This is a genomic window from Micromonospora sp. NPDC049114 (genome assembly GCF_040648635.1).
Taxonomy (GTDB): Bacteria; Actinomycetota; Actinomycetes; order Mycobacteriales; family Micromonosporaceae; genus Micromonospora.
The window spans coordinates 308,431-325,162 of the sequence record NZ_JBEZEA010000003.1; the positions used below are offsets into that span (position 1 = coordinate 308,431).

Consider the following 16,732-nt stretch of genomic DNA (forward strand, 5'->3'; position numbering starts at 1 on the left):
CGTCCGCCCAGCAGGGCGATGGCGGTCTCGATGGCGGAAGCGGGTCAGCGCCGCGAGCGCAGCACGCGGGAGATGATTGCGGGGCGCATGAGCGCCTGCGGCGGGTCGACCAGGCCGGCGGAGCGCAGGAAGGCAGTCGTCAGCACGCCGTCGTGAGCCGCTGCCGCCTGCAGGCGGGGGATGTACAGATTGCCCATCCGTACCTTTGCCGTCCGTCGGCCCACGACACCGGGGAAGCCGAGGTCGGCTCCGGCTGACATGTCCCAGGGCGCGTCGATGAGCCGGGACAGGTCCCGGAAGAAGGCCCGCGGCGCGGGCGGACCGGAAAGCACGTGTTCACCGAGCAATCGGGCGGACATCGCCGCCACCGTCATGCCCTGGCCGTAGACGGGGTTGAAGACGCACGCGGCGTCACCGAGGACGATCAGCCCATCCGGCGTCCGCGCCAGCCGCTCGTAGCGTCGGCGGATGCTCGCCGGGAACCGGAAAGTGGCCGCCGGTCCCATCGGTTCGGCGTCGCGGACCGCCTTGTAGATCTCCGGTACGGGCAGGGACTGCACATAGGACAGGAAGCCCTCGTGGTCGGTCGGCGGCCGGTCGCCCAGGATGCCGGTCAGTGAGATGGCGTACCGGTCGGGCATCCGGGCGAAGATCGCGCCGCGCGGCTGCGCCGGGGTGGCGACCGGGAGCAGGGCGATGTCCTCGCCGATCGGGTCGAACGACAGCGGGCCGTGAAAGTCCATTGTGGTGTATGTCAGGTCCATCTTGACCCGCTCTTCCGGCACCCGCTGGTAGCCCAGCTCCTCCAGCCAGAGCGGCGTCCGCGAGCCGCGCCCGGTGGTGTCGACGACCAGGTCCGCGTCGAGGACTTCCTCGGGTGCGCCCAGCTCCCGCCCCTGCACGCGGACGCCGACTATCCGCTGGCGGTCTGGCGACGCGACCAGGCCCACGATGTCGGTGTGGTCCCGATAGGTGACGTTGCCCAGGGCCCGGACCCGGGCGCGTACGCGCGACTCGAGCAGTGGCCGTCCACTCGCGACACAGACCAGCCCGGTCTCGGCCTTACGGATCATCTGGCCGTTGAAGTACCAGCTGAGGCTGGTGCCGAAGTCGCCGATCGGCACCCCACCGGCCACCAGCTCGTCGGTGAAACCCGGGAACAGCTCATCCAGGATCTGCTGGCCGCGGGCGAGCAGAGCGTGGATGTGGTGACCCTGCGGCGCCGCCTGGCGGGGCTCCACCGGCCCGAAGAGATCGTCGCGGTCGACGACGGTGACCCGCTCGCAGGCCGGGGACAAGACCCGGGCCGCCAGTGATCCGGCGACGCTGCCGCCGAGGACCACCGCATGCGCAATCGGCGGAACGCCCATTATCGTCAGCCTCCTGGATTGGGATAAGAATCAATTCTTTCCAGTTATCGTATCGACCGGATGCGTCATTTCTTCTTCCAGAATGCTCAGTCCGGAAAGGGATTCCGCAAACCTTTCCGGCGCACCTTCACATCGCTAACATGGTCCGCGGACGCCGCCGCGATGCCCCTTGTCGCGAGGAATAGCGTTCCGTTCCCTCATCGAGTGAGGATTGCCGCATGAAACCGTTCCGGATCGACATTCCGCAGGCCGACGTGGACGACCTGCGCCGCCGTCTCGCCGACACGCGCTGGCCTGCCGACTCGCCCGCCGAGGACTGGAGCCGGGGCGTGCCGGCGACCTACCTGCGCGAATTGGTGGAGTACTGGCGAACCGGCTACGACTGGCGTGCCGCCGAGACCCGGCTCAACTCCTTCCCGCAGTTCACCACCGAGGTCGGCGGCACCACAGTGCACTTTCTGCACGTGCGCTCCCCCGAGCCGGACGCCACTCCCATGATCATCACGCACGGATGGCCCGGTTCGTTCGCCGAGTTCACCGACATCATCGGGCCGCTCACCGATCCGCGCGCCCACGGCGGCGATCCCGCGACCGCGTGCCACCTGGTCATTCCCACCATTCCGGGCTTCGGGTTCTCCGGGCCCCCCAGCGGTCCGGGCTGGACCATGCCGCGGGTCGCCGCCGCCTGGGCGGAACTGATGGCCGGCCTGGGCTACGAGCGGTACGTCGTCCAGGGCGGCGACTTCGGCGCCTGGATCAGCCTGGTGTTGGCGGGCCTCGACCACGAGCACGTCATCGGCGCGCACGTGAACTTCCTGCCGACGCCGCCCTCGGGCGACCCCGCCGACCTGGCCGGGCTGACCGAGGTCGAGGGGGGCCGGCTGGGGCTGTTGATGAACTACGTCGACGACCAGTCCGGGTACATGAAGATCCAGGCCACCCGGCCGCAGACGCTGGCGTACGCCCTGAACGACTCGCCGGTGGGCCAGCTCGCCTGGATCGTCGAGAAGCTGCACGAGTGGAGCGACTCGACCAAGGCCCCCGAAGAGGCGATCGACCGCGACCGGATCCTCACCAACGTGATGCTGTACTGGCTGACCGGCGCCGGCGCGTCGTCTGCCCACTTCTACTACGACAACGCCGAGCTGCTGCCCATCGCCAAGACTCCCCCGCCGCCCCCGCCGCCCCTGCCGGTGCCCCTGGGCGTGGCGATCTTCCCCCGCGACCCCGGGCAGCCCGTCCGGCGCTTCGCCGAGCGGGGCTTCACGAACATCGTCCAGTGGACCGAGTTCGAGCGGGGTGGCCACTTCGCCGCCATGGAGCAGCCGGACCTGCTGGTCGGTGACCTGCGCTCGTTCGTGGCGACCCTGCGCAGCTGAACCGCACGACGAAGGCCCCGGATGTCTCGGCATCCGGGGCCTTCGCCATGCGGCTCGTCGACGGCGGCGCTACCGCGGAGGTACGCGGCGCGGCGCTGGTCGGCGGACGAGCAGGACCGCCAGGACGACGACAGTGGCGAAGTTGAGCAAAAGAAGTACCGCGCTGAGCGGGTCGACGCCGTGCTCGTGCGCCGCGTGGATGTCGGCGGGCGCGGCGCCGGACGCCTGGGTGCCGACGGCGAAGCGGATGACGCCGCTGGTCTGCCCGCCGGCGACGCCGATGACGTGGTAGACGACCGTGTAGGTGCCGTTGGCCGGGATCCGGACGGGCACGCGCAGGACGTCGCCCGGCCCGGCTGTCACCGCACCGGAGTCCACCCGCCGCCCCGCGCTGTCGACCACCGAGAGGTGTGACAGCGCGGGGTCGGCAGCCGCCGACAGGTTCAGTCGTGCCTCGCCCGGTGCCGTCGTCAGGCTCTGCGCGTCAGCGGGCGAGCTGCCCATGAGGCGTACCGCCGGAGCGCGGTAGGTGACCGCGACGAGCCAACCCAGTGGCAGCAGGACCAGCACGGCGGCGATGAGCAGGCGGGTCCGACGGGACACCGTCAGGCCGCTACGACGCTCGGGTGCGCCTGCGTCTGCACGCAGTTGCAGTGCGTCTGCTCCAGTTCCCGATCGTTCGGGCGCAGGTGCAGATACATTCCGATGATCATCGGCAGGAACACGACCGAGTTGTAGAACAGGTGCAGTTCGACCCGCGGATAGATCAGTTGCAGGACGCTGGTCGGCACCGCCGCGCCGAAGAAGTTGTGGTGCGTCTGCGCCTGCAACAGCAGCAGGAAGTGCTCGATGTGGTGCCAGAACTGGATCGCCAGGGCGACAGTCCACCAGGTCCGGGCCCGGCCGACGAAGCCGGGGCGGAGCAGGAACAGGCCGACCAACATGACCAGCGCGTACCCGTAGTGCATCCATTCCGAGGTCACCAGCCACGGGAGGAACTGCCCGAGCACGCCGCGGGCCTGGGGACGGGCCCAACCGAGCACCCAGATCTGGTACGCCTGAACCAGGTGCTCGGCCCAGTGCGCGAGCGTGATCACCAGGAATCCGCCGAGCGCTGCCCGGTGATGGGCCTGGTTGAGTGTGCGAACCGGTGCGACCGCCATTCGGTTCTCCTATTCCGGGGGGTTCGATTCACGCGCCGCATCGCCGCAGCACGGGGCCAACGAGAAACGACACTGGTTCTCACCGGCGTTGGCTCTTCGTCCGCGCCTTTCACGACTCGTGAGGCACGACAGCGCCATTGTCACGCCGGGGACGCCCGTCGTTCTTCTCCTCGTGTGCGCTCTGCCGGACACCGATCCGACGGGCTGCGGCGAAGCTGGCCCAGGCGGCCACGTCGACAAGCGTGGCGTCCGCCGGGTGATGGCGGCGGAAGTCCTCGACGACCTCGGGGCCCGCCCGGTAGGAGGCGAACGCGGTGAGCAGCGCGAGGCGTGCCGCCGCCCGCTGCGGTGCGGTCAGCGGCTCGATCAGCTCCTCGCACCAGCGGGTGCTGAGGCCGGCATCCTCCCCGGCCCACCCGTCGAGCCGGGTCAGCACGAGGCTGCGGACCTCGAGGTCGAGCGAGCGCTGCCCGGCGACCTCGAAGACCCGGTAGGAGCGCGCCACCGCGTCTGCGATGCGCGGGCTGCCCGAGGCCCAGCTGACGTCCGAGGTCGGCGGCGCGGCGTCGAGCAGGCGGGTGGCGCGGCCGGCGACGTGCTGTCCTCGCAGGGTCGGCCGGAGCACCCGGCCGAGCCCCTGATTGAGCCGGCGCCGCGCCCGCGGGCCGAGACCCTGCGGCAGCAGCGAGTTGGCGAGAAAGACGTTGACCACGCGGCTCAGGTAGTGGAAGCCCACCACTACCCCGACCAGCTCCGCGCGCTCCACTTCGGACACGTCCGATGGCAGCGGCGGACCGTCGGCACGGTGCGCGCCGCGCGCCCACTCCACGACGCGTCGTACGCGGAGGTCGACGATCTCGTCCGGCCGGTCCGCGGCGATCGCCTCGGCATCGCGCTCGTCGGAGAGTTCGAAGAGGCCCGCCACGTGCAGATCGGCACAGTAGGGACAGGTGTTGGCCACCGAGACCGTGGCCGCGACCGCTTCCTTGACCGCGCGGTCCACCGCGCCGGCCGGCAACAGCGGCTCCCGGGTGAGGGCCCAGTAGGCGGCCAGGACGTCGTCGGACGGCGAGTGCAGCAACGCCGGCGGCACCACGATCTGGAATTCCTCGGCGACCTGGCGATACACCGCCGCGACGAGTCCGCGCGCCGTCGCGGCGGGCACGACGGTGAGGAATCTGACGTGCTTCTGAGCGACCGAGGAAGCAACCCGTCTCGCGACCATCAGAACCTCCCGCGTCAGATTCGCCGATTGCTCTCGCCGTCTGTCGGCCCGCCGGTGCCCGCGCGCCTCGCGCATCGGAGCATCCACCGCCGGGCCTGGTGGCTTCCCGCCCCGCGGGGCGACGCCCTCAGGCGGCCGCGCCCACCCGGCCCCGCACCGCGGTAGTACCGCCATGCTGGGCCTGACTCAGCGCGTACTTACGCGCGTCGAGCAGGGCGAGCAGCACCGGCGGATCCAGTGCGCTGCTACGCCGCAGCACCATGCTCGCGGTGACCTTCGAGTCGGCACGGACGGTGATCGGACCGTACGTCGCCACCGACACGGCACGATCGGCCACGTCGGCTCGCTGCTCGGCACCGTCCGCACCGGCGGACACCGCCTGGGCCAACAGGTACCAGGAGCCCAGAGGAACCGCGTCGAAGTGGACCGAGCCGGGTTGCTGCAGAACGGCGCACCGCGCCGGCCGTCCCTCCGGAATACGGCCACTGAACAGACCGACGAAAATAAGCGGATGGTCATGCTCCTCGGCGAGACGGACCTGGCATGACACTTGGCCGCTCGGCGATCGCCCGGAGCGCCACTCAAAGTGCGGGTGGATAGACTGCGTGTAGCCGGCATGTCGACGGAACGCAGTGGGCGACATACCGACGCTACGGCTGAACCGCCAACTGAACGTACCGACGCTGTTGTACCCCACGCGGACGCTGATGTCGGCGACGTTCATCGAGGTGGTGATGAGCAGGTCCTTCGCCCGCTGGAGGCGCAGCGCCGAGAGGAAGCGCGCCGGCGACACACCCGTCACCCGCCGGAAGATGCGAGTGAAGTGGAATTTGCTGAACATTGCGGCGCGAGCCATGTCATCGACAGTTAACTGTTCACCCATGCGGTCGTGCATCGCTGCGACTGCGCGCAGCACCGCTTGCTCAGAAACGTCTTTCATGACACTCCCCCAGGTGCTGTTCCGCTGAAACTATTCAACTCGTGGCAGTCAGATATCTGCGCGCCTACCTGACAATTGAATATAAAAGCCGGAACAGTGCGGTCATTGACGCCGATGATCTCTCGACTTATGGCAACACTAACCGACAGCACGTCGGCAATCAACCCTGGGTGAGCGTGCGACGCAATCGTGAAGAAGCGGCAGATATTGGCGCTACTGGATATAGATAGCGTCTATCGCCGATACATGCACACGCTGCGACCGAGGCGGCCCAGACCTGCCCAGCCGGCCGCGATCCGCCGACGGATGACTGGAACTGATCATCATTGGCACTGCTCGCAGCGCACGCGGTCGGTCTTCGACAGCTGGCGGTGACGGACGCTGGCCGGCTGCCAGCAGGCCGGTCCGGCCCCTGCCGCCATCGGTCGACTTCCCCGACGATACCCGGCGACGACACAAGCCGGAAACGTGATCAGCATGGCGATGAACCCTCAGTTACGTGCCGCAGGCAGGGCTTTCATGGTGGACAGTTCTATTTGTGCAGTCAACCGCGACAACGGGTGTGGCTCGCGGACGCGGTCGCCCTCATCCGTTCACGGCCTGTGACGGACGTGATTGGCTGGCCGCCTTTGGTTACTAACAGTGTTTGTGTGGCAATTAAGGGTTGCCGAAGTATCTCCGAGTCTCCTAGTCTCCTATCGGACGGCGCGACCATCAGCCATCTCGATTGCGCATCCGGCACCACGCTCGGAAGGAGCGGATCACCCGTGCTTCTCGGTCCGCACCAGCCCAGGACAGCCACGACGACCTCCGCCGGCAGCGACGCCGCAACGACCGCGTTATTTCCGCGGCGCAGCCACAGTTCGCCGAGCGTCGCGATCCATGGGCCTGAAACGTTGATCACGGGGAGCCACGATGCGAATATCTGACCTGAGCCGGCAGTCCGGGGTGCCGGTCGGGACGATCAAGTTCTACCTGCGCGAGCGCCTGCTCCCACCCGGCGAACCCACGGGGCGCAACCAGGCACTTTACAACAAGAATCACCTGCGACGCCTTCGGCTGATCAAGATATTCACCTCCATCGGTGAACTCGACCTCACGTCGGTGCGACGGCTCCTGATCGCCGCCGAGGAGGAGCACCTGTCGTCGATCGAGCTGTTCGAGGTGCTCAACCAGGTGTCGATGGCGGGCAAGGACACCGTCGTCGAGGAGGACGAGAGCCTCGAGCTCGCCCGGGTCGACGCGAACCGCATCATCGAGGCGTCCGGCTGGGAGATCGACCCGGACGCCGCCGCCCGCTCACACCTCACCCTCGCGCTCGCCGCGATGCGGCGCCTGGGCTGCGACTGCGATCCGGACTTTCTCGACGTCTACCGAGAGGCGGCTGACCGGCTCGCCCGGCACGAGGTAAGTCGGATCGAGAACGACCGCACGGCGCGCATCGAGGCCCTCGCCCGCAACGTTCTGCTGCACCAGGCGTTCGCGGCGATGCGCCAGCTCGGGCAGCAGCATCACCTGTCCCGGCGATTCGGCCTCGTGCCGGCCAACCAGGGCACGGCCGACGACGGCGAACGCTCCTGACACCCCGAAGCTGAGGCGCACGGGTCGACCAGACCGGGACGGGCCGCGAGGGGGGGCGGCGCCCGCCCGATCACCCGACGCGGTCAGCCGCGGCAGAGCACAGTGACTGTGCCTGTGCCGCCGCAGCTGACGCGTGAGGGCCGGCCATCTGGCCGGCCCTCGGAACTGGCTACTCAGGCTGGGTCACGCGGGCAGTTCTGGTAGACCGAGAGCACCCAGTCGTCGTCCCGCTTGACGAGGATCCACGAGGCCCGGATGGCGTCCGCGGCGGCCAGCTCGGTGCTGCCGGCCGCGATCACCCCGCCGACGGTCACCAGCGCGACCGCGCCGGGCCCGAGGGGCTTGAGGTCGATCGGCTTCCCGGTGACTGTCGTGCCGGCGTACACGCCCTGGTAGGCGTCCGCCATGTAGTCGCGAATGGCCGCGCGGCCCTTGACGTACACGCCCGGCAGGATGAGCGTGCCGTCCTCGACGAACAGGTCGGCAAAGGCGTCGGCGTCGTGTGCCGCCCAGGCCTTCACCATCCGGGCCGAGACCGCGCCGATCGCCGCCTGGTCCGATCCGTCCAGGACCGGAGCCGTCGTGTTGGTGGTCATCTGCTACCCACTTCCGTCGGTTGTCCATTGATGGCAACTGATGACCATCGTGGCCGGCTCCGCGCGGTCCTGGCGTCTTCCAGCGTGCGCCGGGTCGGCAGGGCGCAACGTCCGAGAAGTGCCGGCGGCCAGGCCGGAAGCACCCGGATACAGGCGCGCGGATGCCCACCGACGTATCGGTGGACATCCGCGAGCTGGTGGAGCGGTCAGATGAAGAACGTGTTGGGCTCCAGGCCGCACAGCACCCGGCCGTAGAGCTCCATGGTGGTCGTCGGCAGATGCAGGGCGTGCAGGGTGACCGCGCGGACGTCGCGCCGGATCCGCTGGATCGGCTCGCTCGTGTAGATGGACGACGCGCCACAGGCGCCCGCCAGGATGTCGACAGCCTCGGCGGTCAGCTGCGGCACACGACCGGCCACGGCACGGGCGTACGCGCGATCGCGGATCGTCCACGGCTCCCGGGTCAGACCGCGCTCGTCCACCAGCGTGGCGAGCCTGCGCGCGTGCCCCTCGGCTTCGTCGATCTTGAGGGCGGCGTCGGCCGCCTGCAGGTGCGTGATCGGCGCGTCCGCCTGACGCTCGTAGTTGGTGTTGGAGATGGGCCGCTCGTTGATCCGGGCGTAGAACTGCTCCTGGGCGGCACGAGCCATGCCGATCATCTTGCCGGAGGTCGACGCCGCTACCGCCGCGACCAGCGGCGACTGGAACATCGGCAGGTCCCGGTTGCGCTCGGACGCGTACTCGCCGGCGGTGAACGCGGCGATCCGCATGACGTTGGCGCCGGGCACGAAGACATCCTCCGCGACGGCCCGGACGCTGCCGGTGCCGGACAGCGCGGAGACGTGCCAGTCGTCCACTATGCGCAGCGCGCTCATCGGCACCACGGCCATCACCGGCTCGGGCTCGCCGTCGGACGGGATGAGCAGGGTGGAGAGCAGCTTCCACCCGCTGTGCGCGGCGCCACTGTTGAACGCCCACTCACCGTTGACCACGATGCCGCCGTCCTTGGGGACGCCGGTGCCGTTGAGCGCCAGCGTCCCACTGATCCGGGCGTCCGGGTCCGCGAAGATCTCGTCCTGCACCTCGTCCGGGAACAGGCCGACGTTCCACGAGGTGATCCACCAGGCGGCGACGTCGAACGCCGCGGCGCCATCGCCGCGACCCAGCTCGATGCCGACGTCCAGCAGCGTGTGGGCGTCCGCCTCGTACCCGCCGAAACGCGCCGCGGTACGCATCCGGAAGATTCCGGCAGCCGTCATCGCCTCGACGCTCTCGTCGGCGAGCCGGCGGTTCTCCTCCTGCCACAACGAATTCTTCCGGAGCACCGGGACGATGTCGGCCGCCCTCTTCGTCAGATCGGTTCGGTGTGACGTCTCGGTTGTCTGCACGGGGTCTCCTCCTGGTACGGCCCCATCGCACCCCCGCCGGGAAGCGGATGGCGCAAATGGGCGGCTGCATGAAGCGCTGAAGGTCGTTGCCGGGAATTCAGGAAGTCACGTTAACCCCTGGGCGGCGGTCGGAAAAGACAAATCAGAGCGTCGTGCGGAACCGCGCATTCTGAAAGAAGATCGGGCTCGACCAGGATCGTAGCTTTACGGTGACCAATTGACCGACGGCATCATGAATGGTGGGCGAGATGAGTTACTGGTCCGATCGGAAGGTGCTCGTGGTCGGCGCGAGCCGTGGCCTCGGCCGCGGGGTGACCGAGGCGTTCGTGGCGGCGGGCGCGACGGTGACCGCCCTGTCGCGGGACACCGCACCGCTTGCCGCCCTGGCCGACGCGCACCGCACCCTGAGCCTCGTCGACGCGGACGCCACCGACCCGGCCAGTCTCGACGTGCTCCGCCGGAACCCGCCGGACGTCCTCGCCCTGGTGGCCGGCGCCGCACCCGAGCTACGGCCGCTGGCGGAGCAGACCTGGGAGACGTTCTCCACCCCCTGGAACACCGACGTGCGCATCGCGTTCCTCTGGCTGCGGCAGGTGTTGCGCCAGCCCCTGGCGCCCGGCAGCCGGGTCATCGTGACCAGCAGCGGCGCCGCGCTGAAGGGCTCCGTGCTCAGCGGCGGCTACGCCGGAGGCAAGGCGACAGTACGCTTCCTGGCCGACTACGCGGCCCAGGAGGCCGCGCGCGCCGGGCTGGACATCACGTTCCACACGGTGCTGCCGCAGCTCACTCCGGAGACCGGCCTCGGTCGGGCGGCTGTCGACGCGTACGCCGAGCGCGCCGGCGTCCCGCCCGAGACGTTCGTCGAGCCCATGCGTCCGGTGCTGACGCCGGAGGCGGCGGGTGCGGCCTTCCTGCGGCTCGGCGGCGACCCGGACCCGTCCGGCACCGTGCATCTGCTGACCGGCGCCGGCCTGGCGCGACTGCCCTGAGCCCGCGCGGGACCGCTTCGGAGCCACCAGACGTACGCATGGCGGTGGCCACCATCGTGGTGGCCACCGCCATGACGGTCGGCACGGGGCTCAGGCGACCGCGGGGACCGCGGCGGTGAGGTACATCGGCACCCGGTCGTAGCCGTTCATGATGAACGAGCCCTGTGGAGGCAGTTCCTCGCGCGGCACGGCCAGGGTCAGGTCGGGAAAGCGCTCGAAGAGGGCCGGCAGGGCCACCATCGACTGCATCGTGGCCAGCGGTCGTCCCAGGCAGTAGTGCTCGCCGTGCCCGAAGGACAGGTTCGTCTTGTCCGCCCGGGTGATGTCGAAGTCGTTGGCGGTGTCGCCGTGCAGCGCCGGGTCCCGGCCGATTCCGGCGTACGCGATCAGGACCAGGTCGCCCTTGGCGATGTGGACGCCGGCGACGTCGATGTCCTCCTTCGCGTAGCGGAAGGGCAGCTGGGCGACGGCGGCGTCCTTGCGGACGGCCTCGTCGAAGGCGTCCATCCAGGTGTACTGCCCGGTGCGGATCAACTCCAGCTGGTCGCGGTGGGTGCTCAGGTCGATGATGCAGTGGGCCAAAACGTTGCTCAACGTCTCCGAGCCCGCGCCGAGCAGGACGTGCAGGCTCCCGATCAGCTCCTCGTTGGAGAGCGTCTCGCCGTCCTCGGTGGCGGCGATCAGGACGCTGGTGAGGTCGTCCCCCGGGTCCTGACGGCGGCGGGCGGCGAGCTTGGACATGGCGTCGTGCCACTGGTCGAGGTTCGCCGCCGCCATCTCGCCGGTGTGGTTGGTCAGGCTGTTCTGCTTGGTGCCCTTGAGCGCCTCCTCCCGCACCTCCTCCGGCACGCCGAAGAGGTCGCAGATGAGTGTGGCGGTCAGCGCGTACGTGAACTGGCCCTTGATGTCGACGGTCTCACCCGGTCGGGTGCTGGCCTCCATGTCGTCCAGCAGCCGCTGCACGATCGACTCGACGCGGGGGCGGGCCTTCTCGACCTCGCGCGGCGTGAAGGCGTGCGACACCAGCTTGCGCAGCCGGTCGTGGTCGGCGCCGTCCCGGACGGTCAGGTTGTCCATCGCCACCCAGGTGATGAGCTCCCAGTCGTGCGGCACCTCGCCGCGCACGAACGGGGGCCAGTCCTCCTTCGCGTTCTTGGAGAGCTGGTCACCGGCGAGCAGCTTCTTGCCAATGTCGTACGTCGTGACGCACCAGGCGTGGTAGCCGCCGGGAACCTCGACGAGGGTGACCGGGCCCTCGGCGCGGATCCGGGCAGCCTCGGCATGAATGTCACGTCCCTCAGGATCGAGCATGATCGGGCATTTACCCATCGCGGGCCTCCATGGTTCGGTGCACGGCACCGGGCAGGAATCCGGTGGTGCGAAGAACGGAATCTGCCGCTGAACCTAATGACCTCCCCGGCTCCATATTTCTTCTCAATTGCCGAGCGCGGAAATCCACTCCGCGTGTGCCTTCATGGCGTCGGAACAGCAATTTTGAAGAGGTTTTGCGGGGTCGTGGCGGGCATCCTCGACTCGATAACGCGTAAATCCAGAGGAGACGGTCATGGCTCGATTCAAGGTCGGGGTGCTCTTCAAGCCGCAGCACTGCGAGATGGCCCAGCTACGCGAGGGTTGGCGTGCGGCGGAGGAGCTCGGTGTGGACACCGTCTGGACCTGGGACCACTTCTATCCGCTCTACGGCGACCCGGACGGCGCGAACTACGAGTGCTGGACCACGCTGGCCGCGCTCGCCGCCGACACCCGGCGCGTCCGGTTCGGCTCGCTCGTGACGTGCAACAGCTACCGCAACCCCGACCTGCTCGCGGCCATGGCGGGCACCGTCGACCAGATCAGCGACGGTCGCGTGATCCTGGGTCTGGGCGCCGGCTGGTTCGAGCGGGACTACACCGAGTTCGGCTACCGGTTCGGCAGCGCCGGCGAGCGGCTGCGGGCGCTGGAGGACGGCGTGCGGACCGTGCGGTCCCGCCTGGCCGCGCTGGTCCCGACGGCGGCACGGGTGCCGCTGCTGATCGGCGGCGGCGGCGAGAAGGTGACCCTGCGCATCGTGGCCCGGTACGCGGACATGTGGAACGACTTCGGTTCGGCCGAGCGCTTCGCCCACAAGAGCGCCGTCCTCGACCGCTGGTGCGCCGAGCAGGGCCGCGACCCCGCCGAGATCGAGCGCACCACGATGATCGAGACGGCTGAGGTCGACGAGGTCGACGCCTACCTCAAGGCCGGCGCCACCCACGTCATCCTCGGCCTGGACACCCCGTTCGACCTCGAGCCCCTGGACCGCCTGCTCGCACACGCGATGGACTGAACGCCGGTAGGCGCGGCCCAGATTTTCGGCGCTGCTGTCGATCTACCGCCCGCGCGACCCGTCGTAATGTAGAGGCCACCACCGTGGGGGCCGGCACACGACAGGACCTGAGATATGGCCAAGTACATGATCCTCATCTACGGCGACCCCCAGCAGTGGGACGCGATGACCGACGAGCAGTGGAAGGCGCACGACGCGGCGCACGAGGCGTTCGCCGCCAAGGCCGGCACGCAGATCATCGACGGCCAGCAGCTGGAGCTGACGGCCACGGCCACCACGCTGCGCTCGGACCCGGCAGGTCAGATCCAGACGACCGACGGTCCGTTCCTGGAGACCAAGGAAGCACTCGGCGGCTACTACCTGATCGAGGCGACCGACCTGGACGAGGTTCTGTCGATGGCGACGCTGCTACCCGAGGTGCACGCTTCGCACAGTGGTGTGGAGATCCGCCCGGTGGTCGACCACGGCTGACGTGGCCGATCCACGGACGAAAGACGAGGTCGTCGCGGCGGTCGCCCAGGCGCACCGCCGCGACTGGGCCCAGGTGTTCAGCACCACGGCCCATCTGACCCGCGACCTCGACCTCGCCGAGGAGTGCACGCAGGACGCGTTCGCACAGGCCCTGGAGACCTGGACGGAGACCGGCGTCCCCGATCGACCGGGCGCCTGGTTGACCACCATCGCGCGCAACCGGGCCCGCGACGTCCTGCGCCGCGAGTCCGTGTTCCGTCGCAAGATGCCGCTGCTCGTCGCCGACGAGACCACTCCCGGGCCCGAGGACGGCCTGGTCGACGACCGGCTGCGCCTCATCTTCACCTGCTCGCACCCCGCCCTGGCCCGGGAGGCGCAGGTCGCCCTGACGCTGCGCCTGGTCTGCGGGCTCTCCACCCCCGAGGTGGCGCGCGCGTTCCTGGTGCAGCCGGCGACCATGGCAGCCCGGATCACCCGGGCCAAGAAGAAGATCGCGGCGGCCCGCATTCCATACCGCGTGCCCGGCCCGGACCAGCTTGAGGAGCGGGTCAGCGCCGTCCTCGAGGTCGTCCACCTGATCTTCACCACCGGGCACACGGCACCGCTGGGCGCCCAGTTGGTTCGGCAGGATCTGGTGGAGAGCGCGATCAGCCTGGCCCGCATGCTGCATCTGCTCATGCCGACCAACGCCGAGATCAGCGCGCTTCTCGCGCTGCTGCTGCTCAACGCCTCGCGCCAGGACACCCGCATGTCCGCGGACGGGCGCCTGGTGCTGCTGTCGGAGCAGGATCGCTCGCGCTGGGACCGGCAGCTCATCGCCGAGGGCCGGTCGTTGGTGGCCGACGCGCTACGCCGGCGGCCACCGACGCGGTACGCCCTGGAGGCCGCGATAGCCGCAGTGCACGCCGAGGCACCGAGCTGGAGGGAGACCGACTGGGCCCAGATCGTGCGGCTCTACGACGCCCTGTTCCGGCTCTGGCCCTCGCCCGTGGTCGATCTCAACCGTGCCGTCGCGGTCGGGCTGCGCGACGGCCCCCGGGCCGGGCTCGACGCGCTGAACCCCCTGCTCGCCGACCCGGCCCTGGCCACGTACGGATATCTCAGTGCCGCCCGGGCCGACTTCCTCCGCCAACTGGGGCGGTGGTCGCAGGCCCGGACGGCCTACGAGGAGGCGCTGACCCTCACCGACAACGACGTCGAGCGCGCGTTCCTCAGCGAGCGGCTGACCGAAGTGGAGCGGAATCTGTGACCGCCAGCACCTCTCGGACGGTCTCGTAGAATCCGTCGACCCCGTACTGGCCACGGCGGTTCGCGCAGTCGTCGGCGTACTGCTCGCTCATGGTCTGGCCACCGCTCTCCAGCATCGCGATCTGGCTCGCGTAGGCACCTACCGCGCGGAGCTTGCGAGCCCAGTCGGTGTCACTGACCGCGACGGCCACCGGCTCCGCCACCCGCACGCCCGCCGGCAGCGGCGGCATCACGTTGACCCCCGGCCACGCGAGGTAGGGGAAGTCGTCCCAGAGCGACAGCGGTGAGCCCGTCCTGGCCACCGCGGCGAGGACGGAGTCGCGGGTACGCCGGTGGTCGACGTGATTGCCGACGGCCGCGCACGTGACGACCCGGTCGGTCGAGAACTCCCCGATCACCCGCTCGATGTCGGCGGCTACGGCGGCGACCAGGTCGTCCTCGTCGTCGGCGTGGTGGTCCATCGGGTTCTCGTCGTCGATCACCCATCCGCCCTGCGCGTTCCTGCGGTAGATCGAGTCGAGGAACGGGCCGCACAGGTACGGCGGGTCGATGCCGAGCGCGGCGAGGGCCGCGTCGTTCTCGTCGCGCCGCGCCGCCACGGGATCACCGACGATCGCCCACTGGTCGTGGAAGGTGGCAGCGATCGGTGAGTACGGCGGCGTGGGACTGCCGGCGAACACCGTGTAGACGACGACGTGTTCGCCGGCGCCGGCCAACTGGACGAGGTGGCCGCCGTAGGACAGCACCGCGTCATCGAGATGCGGTGACACGACAAGGGTTGTCATGCGGCTCTCCCTTCGAAGTGGATTTCCTGCGAATGTGCGGGCGAGGTGACCGGGCTGGCGTACGAGATCGTCCGCCGGCCGATCCGGCCGGCCTCGGCCAGGATCTCTGGGCCCCAGGTGGCCCAGAGGCCCGCCATCCGGGAGGTGATGACGACAGTGCCGGCGCTGTCGTCGCTCAGCGTCGTCGCCAGCCCGAGGGCGTGGTAGCCGCTGTGGTCACCCGAGCGGACGGCGCGTTCGAGGAGTTCGTGATCGAAGTCGACGACTGTCGCGCCGGTCAGCGACGCGGGCAGCTCGCCGCCGCACCCGATGATGGTGACCGCCTCACCGTCGGGCACGTCCATCAGGGCGTCGGCGATCTCGTCGGAGACGCTCAGACCCCGCGCCCGCTGCTGCCAGTCGAGGAGCTCCAGGTACATCGGCTCCCACTGCCAGAACTCCCCCTTTTCCACCATCACGGCCAGACCCATCTCGACAGCGGGCTCGGGGAACTTGCTCAGGAACAACCGCATGTTGGCGAACAGCTCGTCGAAGTTGGCCTTGTGGTCGCGGTCGTGCGGCGCGACGACCGCCCACGCCTCCGTCGCGAGCTCGATCGTCAGGCCGGCGCGGTGCAGCCGGAATCCCAGCTCCATGTCCTCGCCGCCCCAGCCCTGGAATCGTTCCTCGAACGCGCCGACCCGGCGGAAGTCGTCCATCCGGATCGAACAGTTTCCGGTCCAGAAGGCCTGCCAGGGAATCGACCGTTTCCTCAGGTCCATGTCGCAGCCGACGAAGTAGGGCTGACGGACGTCCTGGAACTCCGGTAGGTGGCGGTAGCGCTCCACCACCAGCTCGGGCGGCAGCTGGGCGAGGAGTTCGTCCACCCCCACCATCGGCACGTCGGGGTTGTAGCCGTAGCTGGGCCCCACCACGGCCCGCCGCGACTCGCCGCCCCCGTGGGCGGCCAGGTGCGCGGCGAGGAAATCCGGACCCACCATCGAGCCGGTGTCGAGGATGACCAGCAGTGCGCCGACCGCCATCCGGGCCGCGCCGTTCCGGGCGGACGCGACCCGGAACCCCCGGTCCTCCTGGTGGAAGTACTTGATGTGCAACAGGTCGGCGTAGGACCGCACCACCTCCGCGGTGTGATCGGTGGACCCGTCATCGCCGACGATCACCTCGAAGTCGTCGGTGGGAATCGTCTGCCGGGCGAGCTGCCGGAGGGTCTCCGACAGCAGGTCAGCTGAGTTGTAGGTCGCGATGATGACGGATGCCCGCCGCCGGTGGCCCAT

Annotated in this window: 16 protein-coding genes; 6 read left to right on the plus strand and 10 right to left on the minus strand. The window is 69.4% G+C overall.

Annotated features, from left to right (window positions below; all coding sequences use genetic code 11):
• Positions 1-44: 44 nt before the first annotated feature.
• Positions 45-1,370, minus strand: a complete 1,326-nt coding sequence (locus tag AB0B39_RS14260) for an FAD-binding monooxygenase (protein WP_357495367.1) — start codon at positions 1,368-1,370, stop codon at positions 45-47.
• Positions 1,371-1,588: 218 nt separating this feature from the next.
• Here AB0B39_RS14260 and AB0B39_RS14265 point away from each other — a divergent pair, with 218 nt between their 5' ends.
• The gene (locus AB0B39_RS14265; RefSeq protein WP_357495369.1) at positions 1,589-2,749 is read left to right on the plus strand and encodes an epoxide hydrolase family protein; all 1,161 of its coding nucleotides are present in this window, start codon (positions 1,589-1,591) and stop codon (positions 2,747-2,749) included.
• A gap of 69 nt (positions 2,750-2,818) precedes the next feature.
• Here AB0B39_RS14265 and AB0B39_RS14270 read toward each other — a convergent pair whose 3' ends face one another.
• The 4 genes from AB0B39_RS14270 to AB0B39_RS14285 all read right to left on the minus strand — a co-directional run bounded on the left by AB0B39_RS14270 (position 2,819) and on the right by AB0B39_RS14285 (position 6,077).
• Positions 2,819-3,352 (minus strand): copper resistance CopC family protein, encoded by a 534-nt coding sequence (locus AB0B39_RS14270; protein WP_357495371.1) that lies wholly within the window; start codon positions 3,350-3,352, stop codon positions 2,819-2,821.
• 2 nt (positions 3,353-3,354) lie between these two features.
• Complete coding sequence (locus tag AB0B39_RS14275) at positions 3,355-3,912, minus strand: hypothetical protein (protein ID WP_234582933.1); 558 nt, start codon at positions 3,910-3,912, stop codon at positions 3,355-3,357.
• Positions 3,913-4,021: 109 nt separating this feature from the next.
• Complete coding sequence (locus tag AB0B39_RS14280) at positions 4,022-5,137, minus strand: carboxymuconolactone decarboxylase family protein (protein WP_357574510.1); 1,116 nt, start codon at positions 5,135-5,137, stop codon at positions 4,022-4,024.
• 127 nt (positions 5,138-5,264) lie between these two features.
• A complete protein-coding gene (locus tag AB0B39_RS14285; RefSeq protein WP_357574511.1) occupies positions 5,265-6,077 on the minus strand; it encodes a helix-turn-helix transcriptional regulator in 813 nt (270 codons plus the stop codon).
• 915 nt (positions 6,078-6,992) lie between these two features.
• Between AB0B39_RS14285 and AB0B39_RS14290 the strand changes: the two genes are divergently transcribed.
• Positions 6,993-7,658 (plus strand): MerR family transcriptional regulator, encoded by a 666-nt coding sequence (locus tag AB0B39_RS14290; RefSeq protein WP_357574512.1) that lies wholly within the window; start codon positions 6,993-6,995, stop codon positions 7,656-7,658.
• A 173-nt stretch (positions 7,659-7,831) separates the two neighbouring features.
• Here AB0B39_RS14290 and AB0B39_RS14295 read toward each other — a convergent pair whose 3' ends face one another.
• Both AB0B39_RS14295 and AB0B39_RS14300 read right to left on the minus strand, forming a co-directional pair.
• On the minus strand, positions 7,832-8,254 hold the full coding sequence (locus AB0B39_RS14295) for an SgcJ/EcaC family oxidoreductase (RefSeq protein WP_234582937.1): 423 nt from the start codon (positions 8,252-8,254) through the stop codon (positions 7,832-7,834).
• Between the two features lie 206 nt (positions 8,255-8,460).
• Positions 8,461-9,642 (minus strand): acyl-CoA dehydrogenase, encoded by a 1,182-nt coding sequence (locus AB0B39_RS14300; RefSeq protein ID WP_234582939.1) that lies wholly within the window; start codon positions 9,640-9,642, stop codon positions 8,461-8,463.
• A 248-nt stretch (positions 9,643-9,890) separates the two neighbouring features.
• Between AB0B39_RS14300 and AB0B39_RS14305 the strand changes: the two genes are divergently transcribed.
• On the plus strand, positions 9,891-10,631 hold the full coding sequence (locus AB0B39_RS14305; RefSeq protein WP_357574513.1) for an SDR family oxidoreductase: 741 nt from the start codon (positions 9,891-9,893) through the stop codon (positions 10,629-10,631).
• A 90-nt stretch (positions 10,632-10,721) separates the two neighbouring features.
• On the opposite strand, the gene AB0B39_RS14310 is transcribed toward AB0B39_RS14305, so the two are convergent.
• Entirely contained in the window at positions 10,722-11,960 is a 1,239-nt protein-coding gene (locus tag AB0B39_RS14310; RefSeq protein WP_357495382.1) for a cytochrome P450, read from the minus strand.
• 235 nt (positions 11,961-12,195) lie between these two features.
• Between AB0B39_RS14310 and AB0B39_RS14315 the strand changes: the two genes are divergently transcribed.
• The 3 genes from AB0B39_RS14315 (at position 12,196) to AB0B39_RS14325 (ending at position 14,674) form a co-directional block, all read left to right on the plus strand.
• Positions 12,196-12,954 carry an LLM class F420-dependent oxidoreductase gene (locus AB0B39_RS14315; RefSeq protein WP_234582943.1) on the plus strand — a complete coding sequence of 253 codons (759 nt, stop codon included), beginning with the start codon at positions 12,196-12,198 and terminating at the stop codon, positions 12,952-12,954.
• A gap of 114 nt (positions 12,955-13,068) precedes the next feature.
• Positions 13,069-13,425 carry a YciI family protein gene (locus AB0B39_RS14320; RefSeq protein WP_234582944.1) on the plus strand — a complete coding sequence of 119 codons (357 nt, stop codon included), beginning with the start codon at positions 13,069-13,071 and terminating at the stop codon, positions 13,423-13,425.
• Position 13,426: 1 nt separating this feature from the next.
• Complete coding sequence (locus tag AB0B39_RS14325) at positions 13,427-14,674, plus strand: sigma-70 family RNA polymerase sigma factor (protein WP_234582946.1); 1,248 nt, start codon at positions 13,427-13,429, stop codon at positions 14,672-14,674.
• Here AB0B39_RS14325 and AB0B39_RS14330 read toward each other — a convergent pair.
• Positions 14,637-15,458, minus strand: a complete 822-nt coding sequence (locus tag AB0B39_RS14330; protein ID WP_357574514.1) for a PIG-L family deacetylase — start codon at positions 15,456-15,458, stop codon at positions 14,637-14,639. The genes AB0B39_RS14325 and AB0B39_RS14330 overlap by 38 nt on opposite strands.
• Positions 15,455-16,732, minus strand: a complete 1,278-nt coding sequence (locus AB0B39_RS14335) for a glycosyltransferase (RefSeq protein WP_357574515.1) — start codon at positions 16,730-16,732, stop codon at positions 15,455-15,457. Before AB0B39_RS14335 ends, AB0B39_RS14330 begins: the two co-directional genes overlap by 4 nt.

What these genes read in the sequence shown, in the direction of transcription:
- AB0B39_RS14260 (WP_357495367.1), bottom strand. Translation starts at nt 1,370, where the DNA reads ATGGGCGTTCCGCCGATTGCGCATGCGGTGGTCCTCGGCGGCAGCGTC.
- AB0B39_RS14265 (WP_357495369.1), top strand. Translation starts at nt 1,589, where the DNA reads ATGAAACCGTTCCGGATCGACATTCCGCAGGCCGACGTGGACGACCTG.
- AB0B39_RS14275 (WP_234582933.1), bottom strand. Translation starts at nt 3,912, where the DNA reads ATGGCGGTCGCACCGGTTCGCACACTCAACCAGGCCCATCACCGGGCA.
- AB0B39_RS14280 (WP_357574510.1), bottom strand. Translation starts at nt 5,137, where the DNA reads ATGGTCGCGAGACGGGTTGCTTCCTCGGTCGCTCAGAAGCACGTCAGA.
- AB0B39_RS14285 (WP_357574511.1), bottom strand. Translation starts at nt 6,077, where the DNA reads ATGAAAGACGTTTCTGAGCAAGCGGTGCTGCGCGCAGTCGCAGCGATG.
- AB0B39_RS14290 (WP_357574512.1), top strand. Translation starts at nt 6,993, where the DNA reads ATGCGAATATCTGACCTGAGCCGGCAGTCCGGGGTGCCGGTCGGGACG.
- AB0B39_RS14295 (WP_234582937.1), bottom strand. Translation starts at nt 8,254, where the DNA reads ATGACCACCAACACGACGGCTCCGGTCCTGGACGGATCGGACCAGGCG.
- AB0B39_RS14305 (WP_357574513.1), top strand. Translation starts at nt 9,891, where the DNA reads ATGAGTTACTGGTCCGATCGGAAGGTGCTCGTGGTCGGCGCGAGCCGT.
- AB0B39_RS14310 (WP_357495382.1), bottom strand. Translation starts at nt 11,960, where the DNA reads ATGGGTAAATGCCCGATCATGCTCGATCCTGAGGGACGTGACATTCAT.
- AB0B39_RS14315 (WP_234582943.1), top strand. Translation starts at nt 12,196, where the DNA reads ATGGCTCGATTCAAGGTCGGGGTGCTCTTCAAGCCGCAGCACTGCGAG.
- AB0B39_RS14320 (WP_234582944.1), top strand. Translation starts at nt 13,069, where the DNA reads ATGGCCAAGTACATGATCCTCATCTACGGCGACCCCCAGCAGTGGGAC.
- AB0B39_RS14330 (WP_357574514.1), bottom strand. Translation starts at nt 15,458, where the DNA reads ATGACAACCCTTGTCGTGTCACCGCATCTCGATGACGCGGTGCTGTCC.
- AB0B39_RS14335 (WP_357574515.1), bottom strand. Translation starts at nt 16,732, where the DNA reads ATGGGCCACCGGCGGCGGGCATCCGTCATCATCGCGACCTACAACTCA.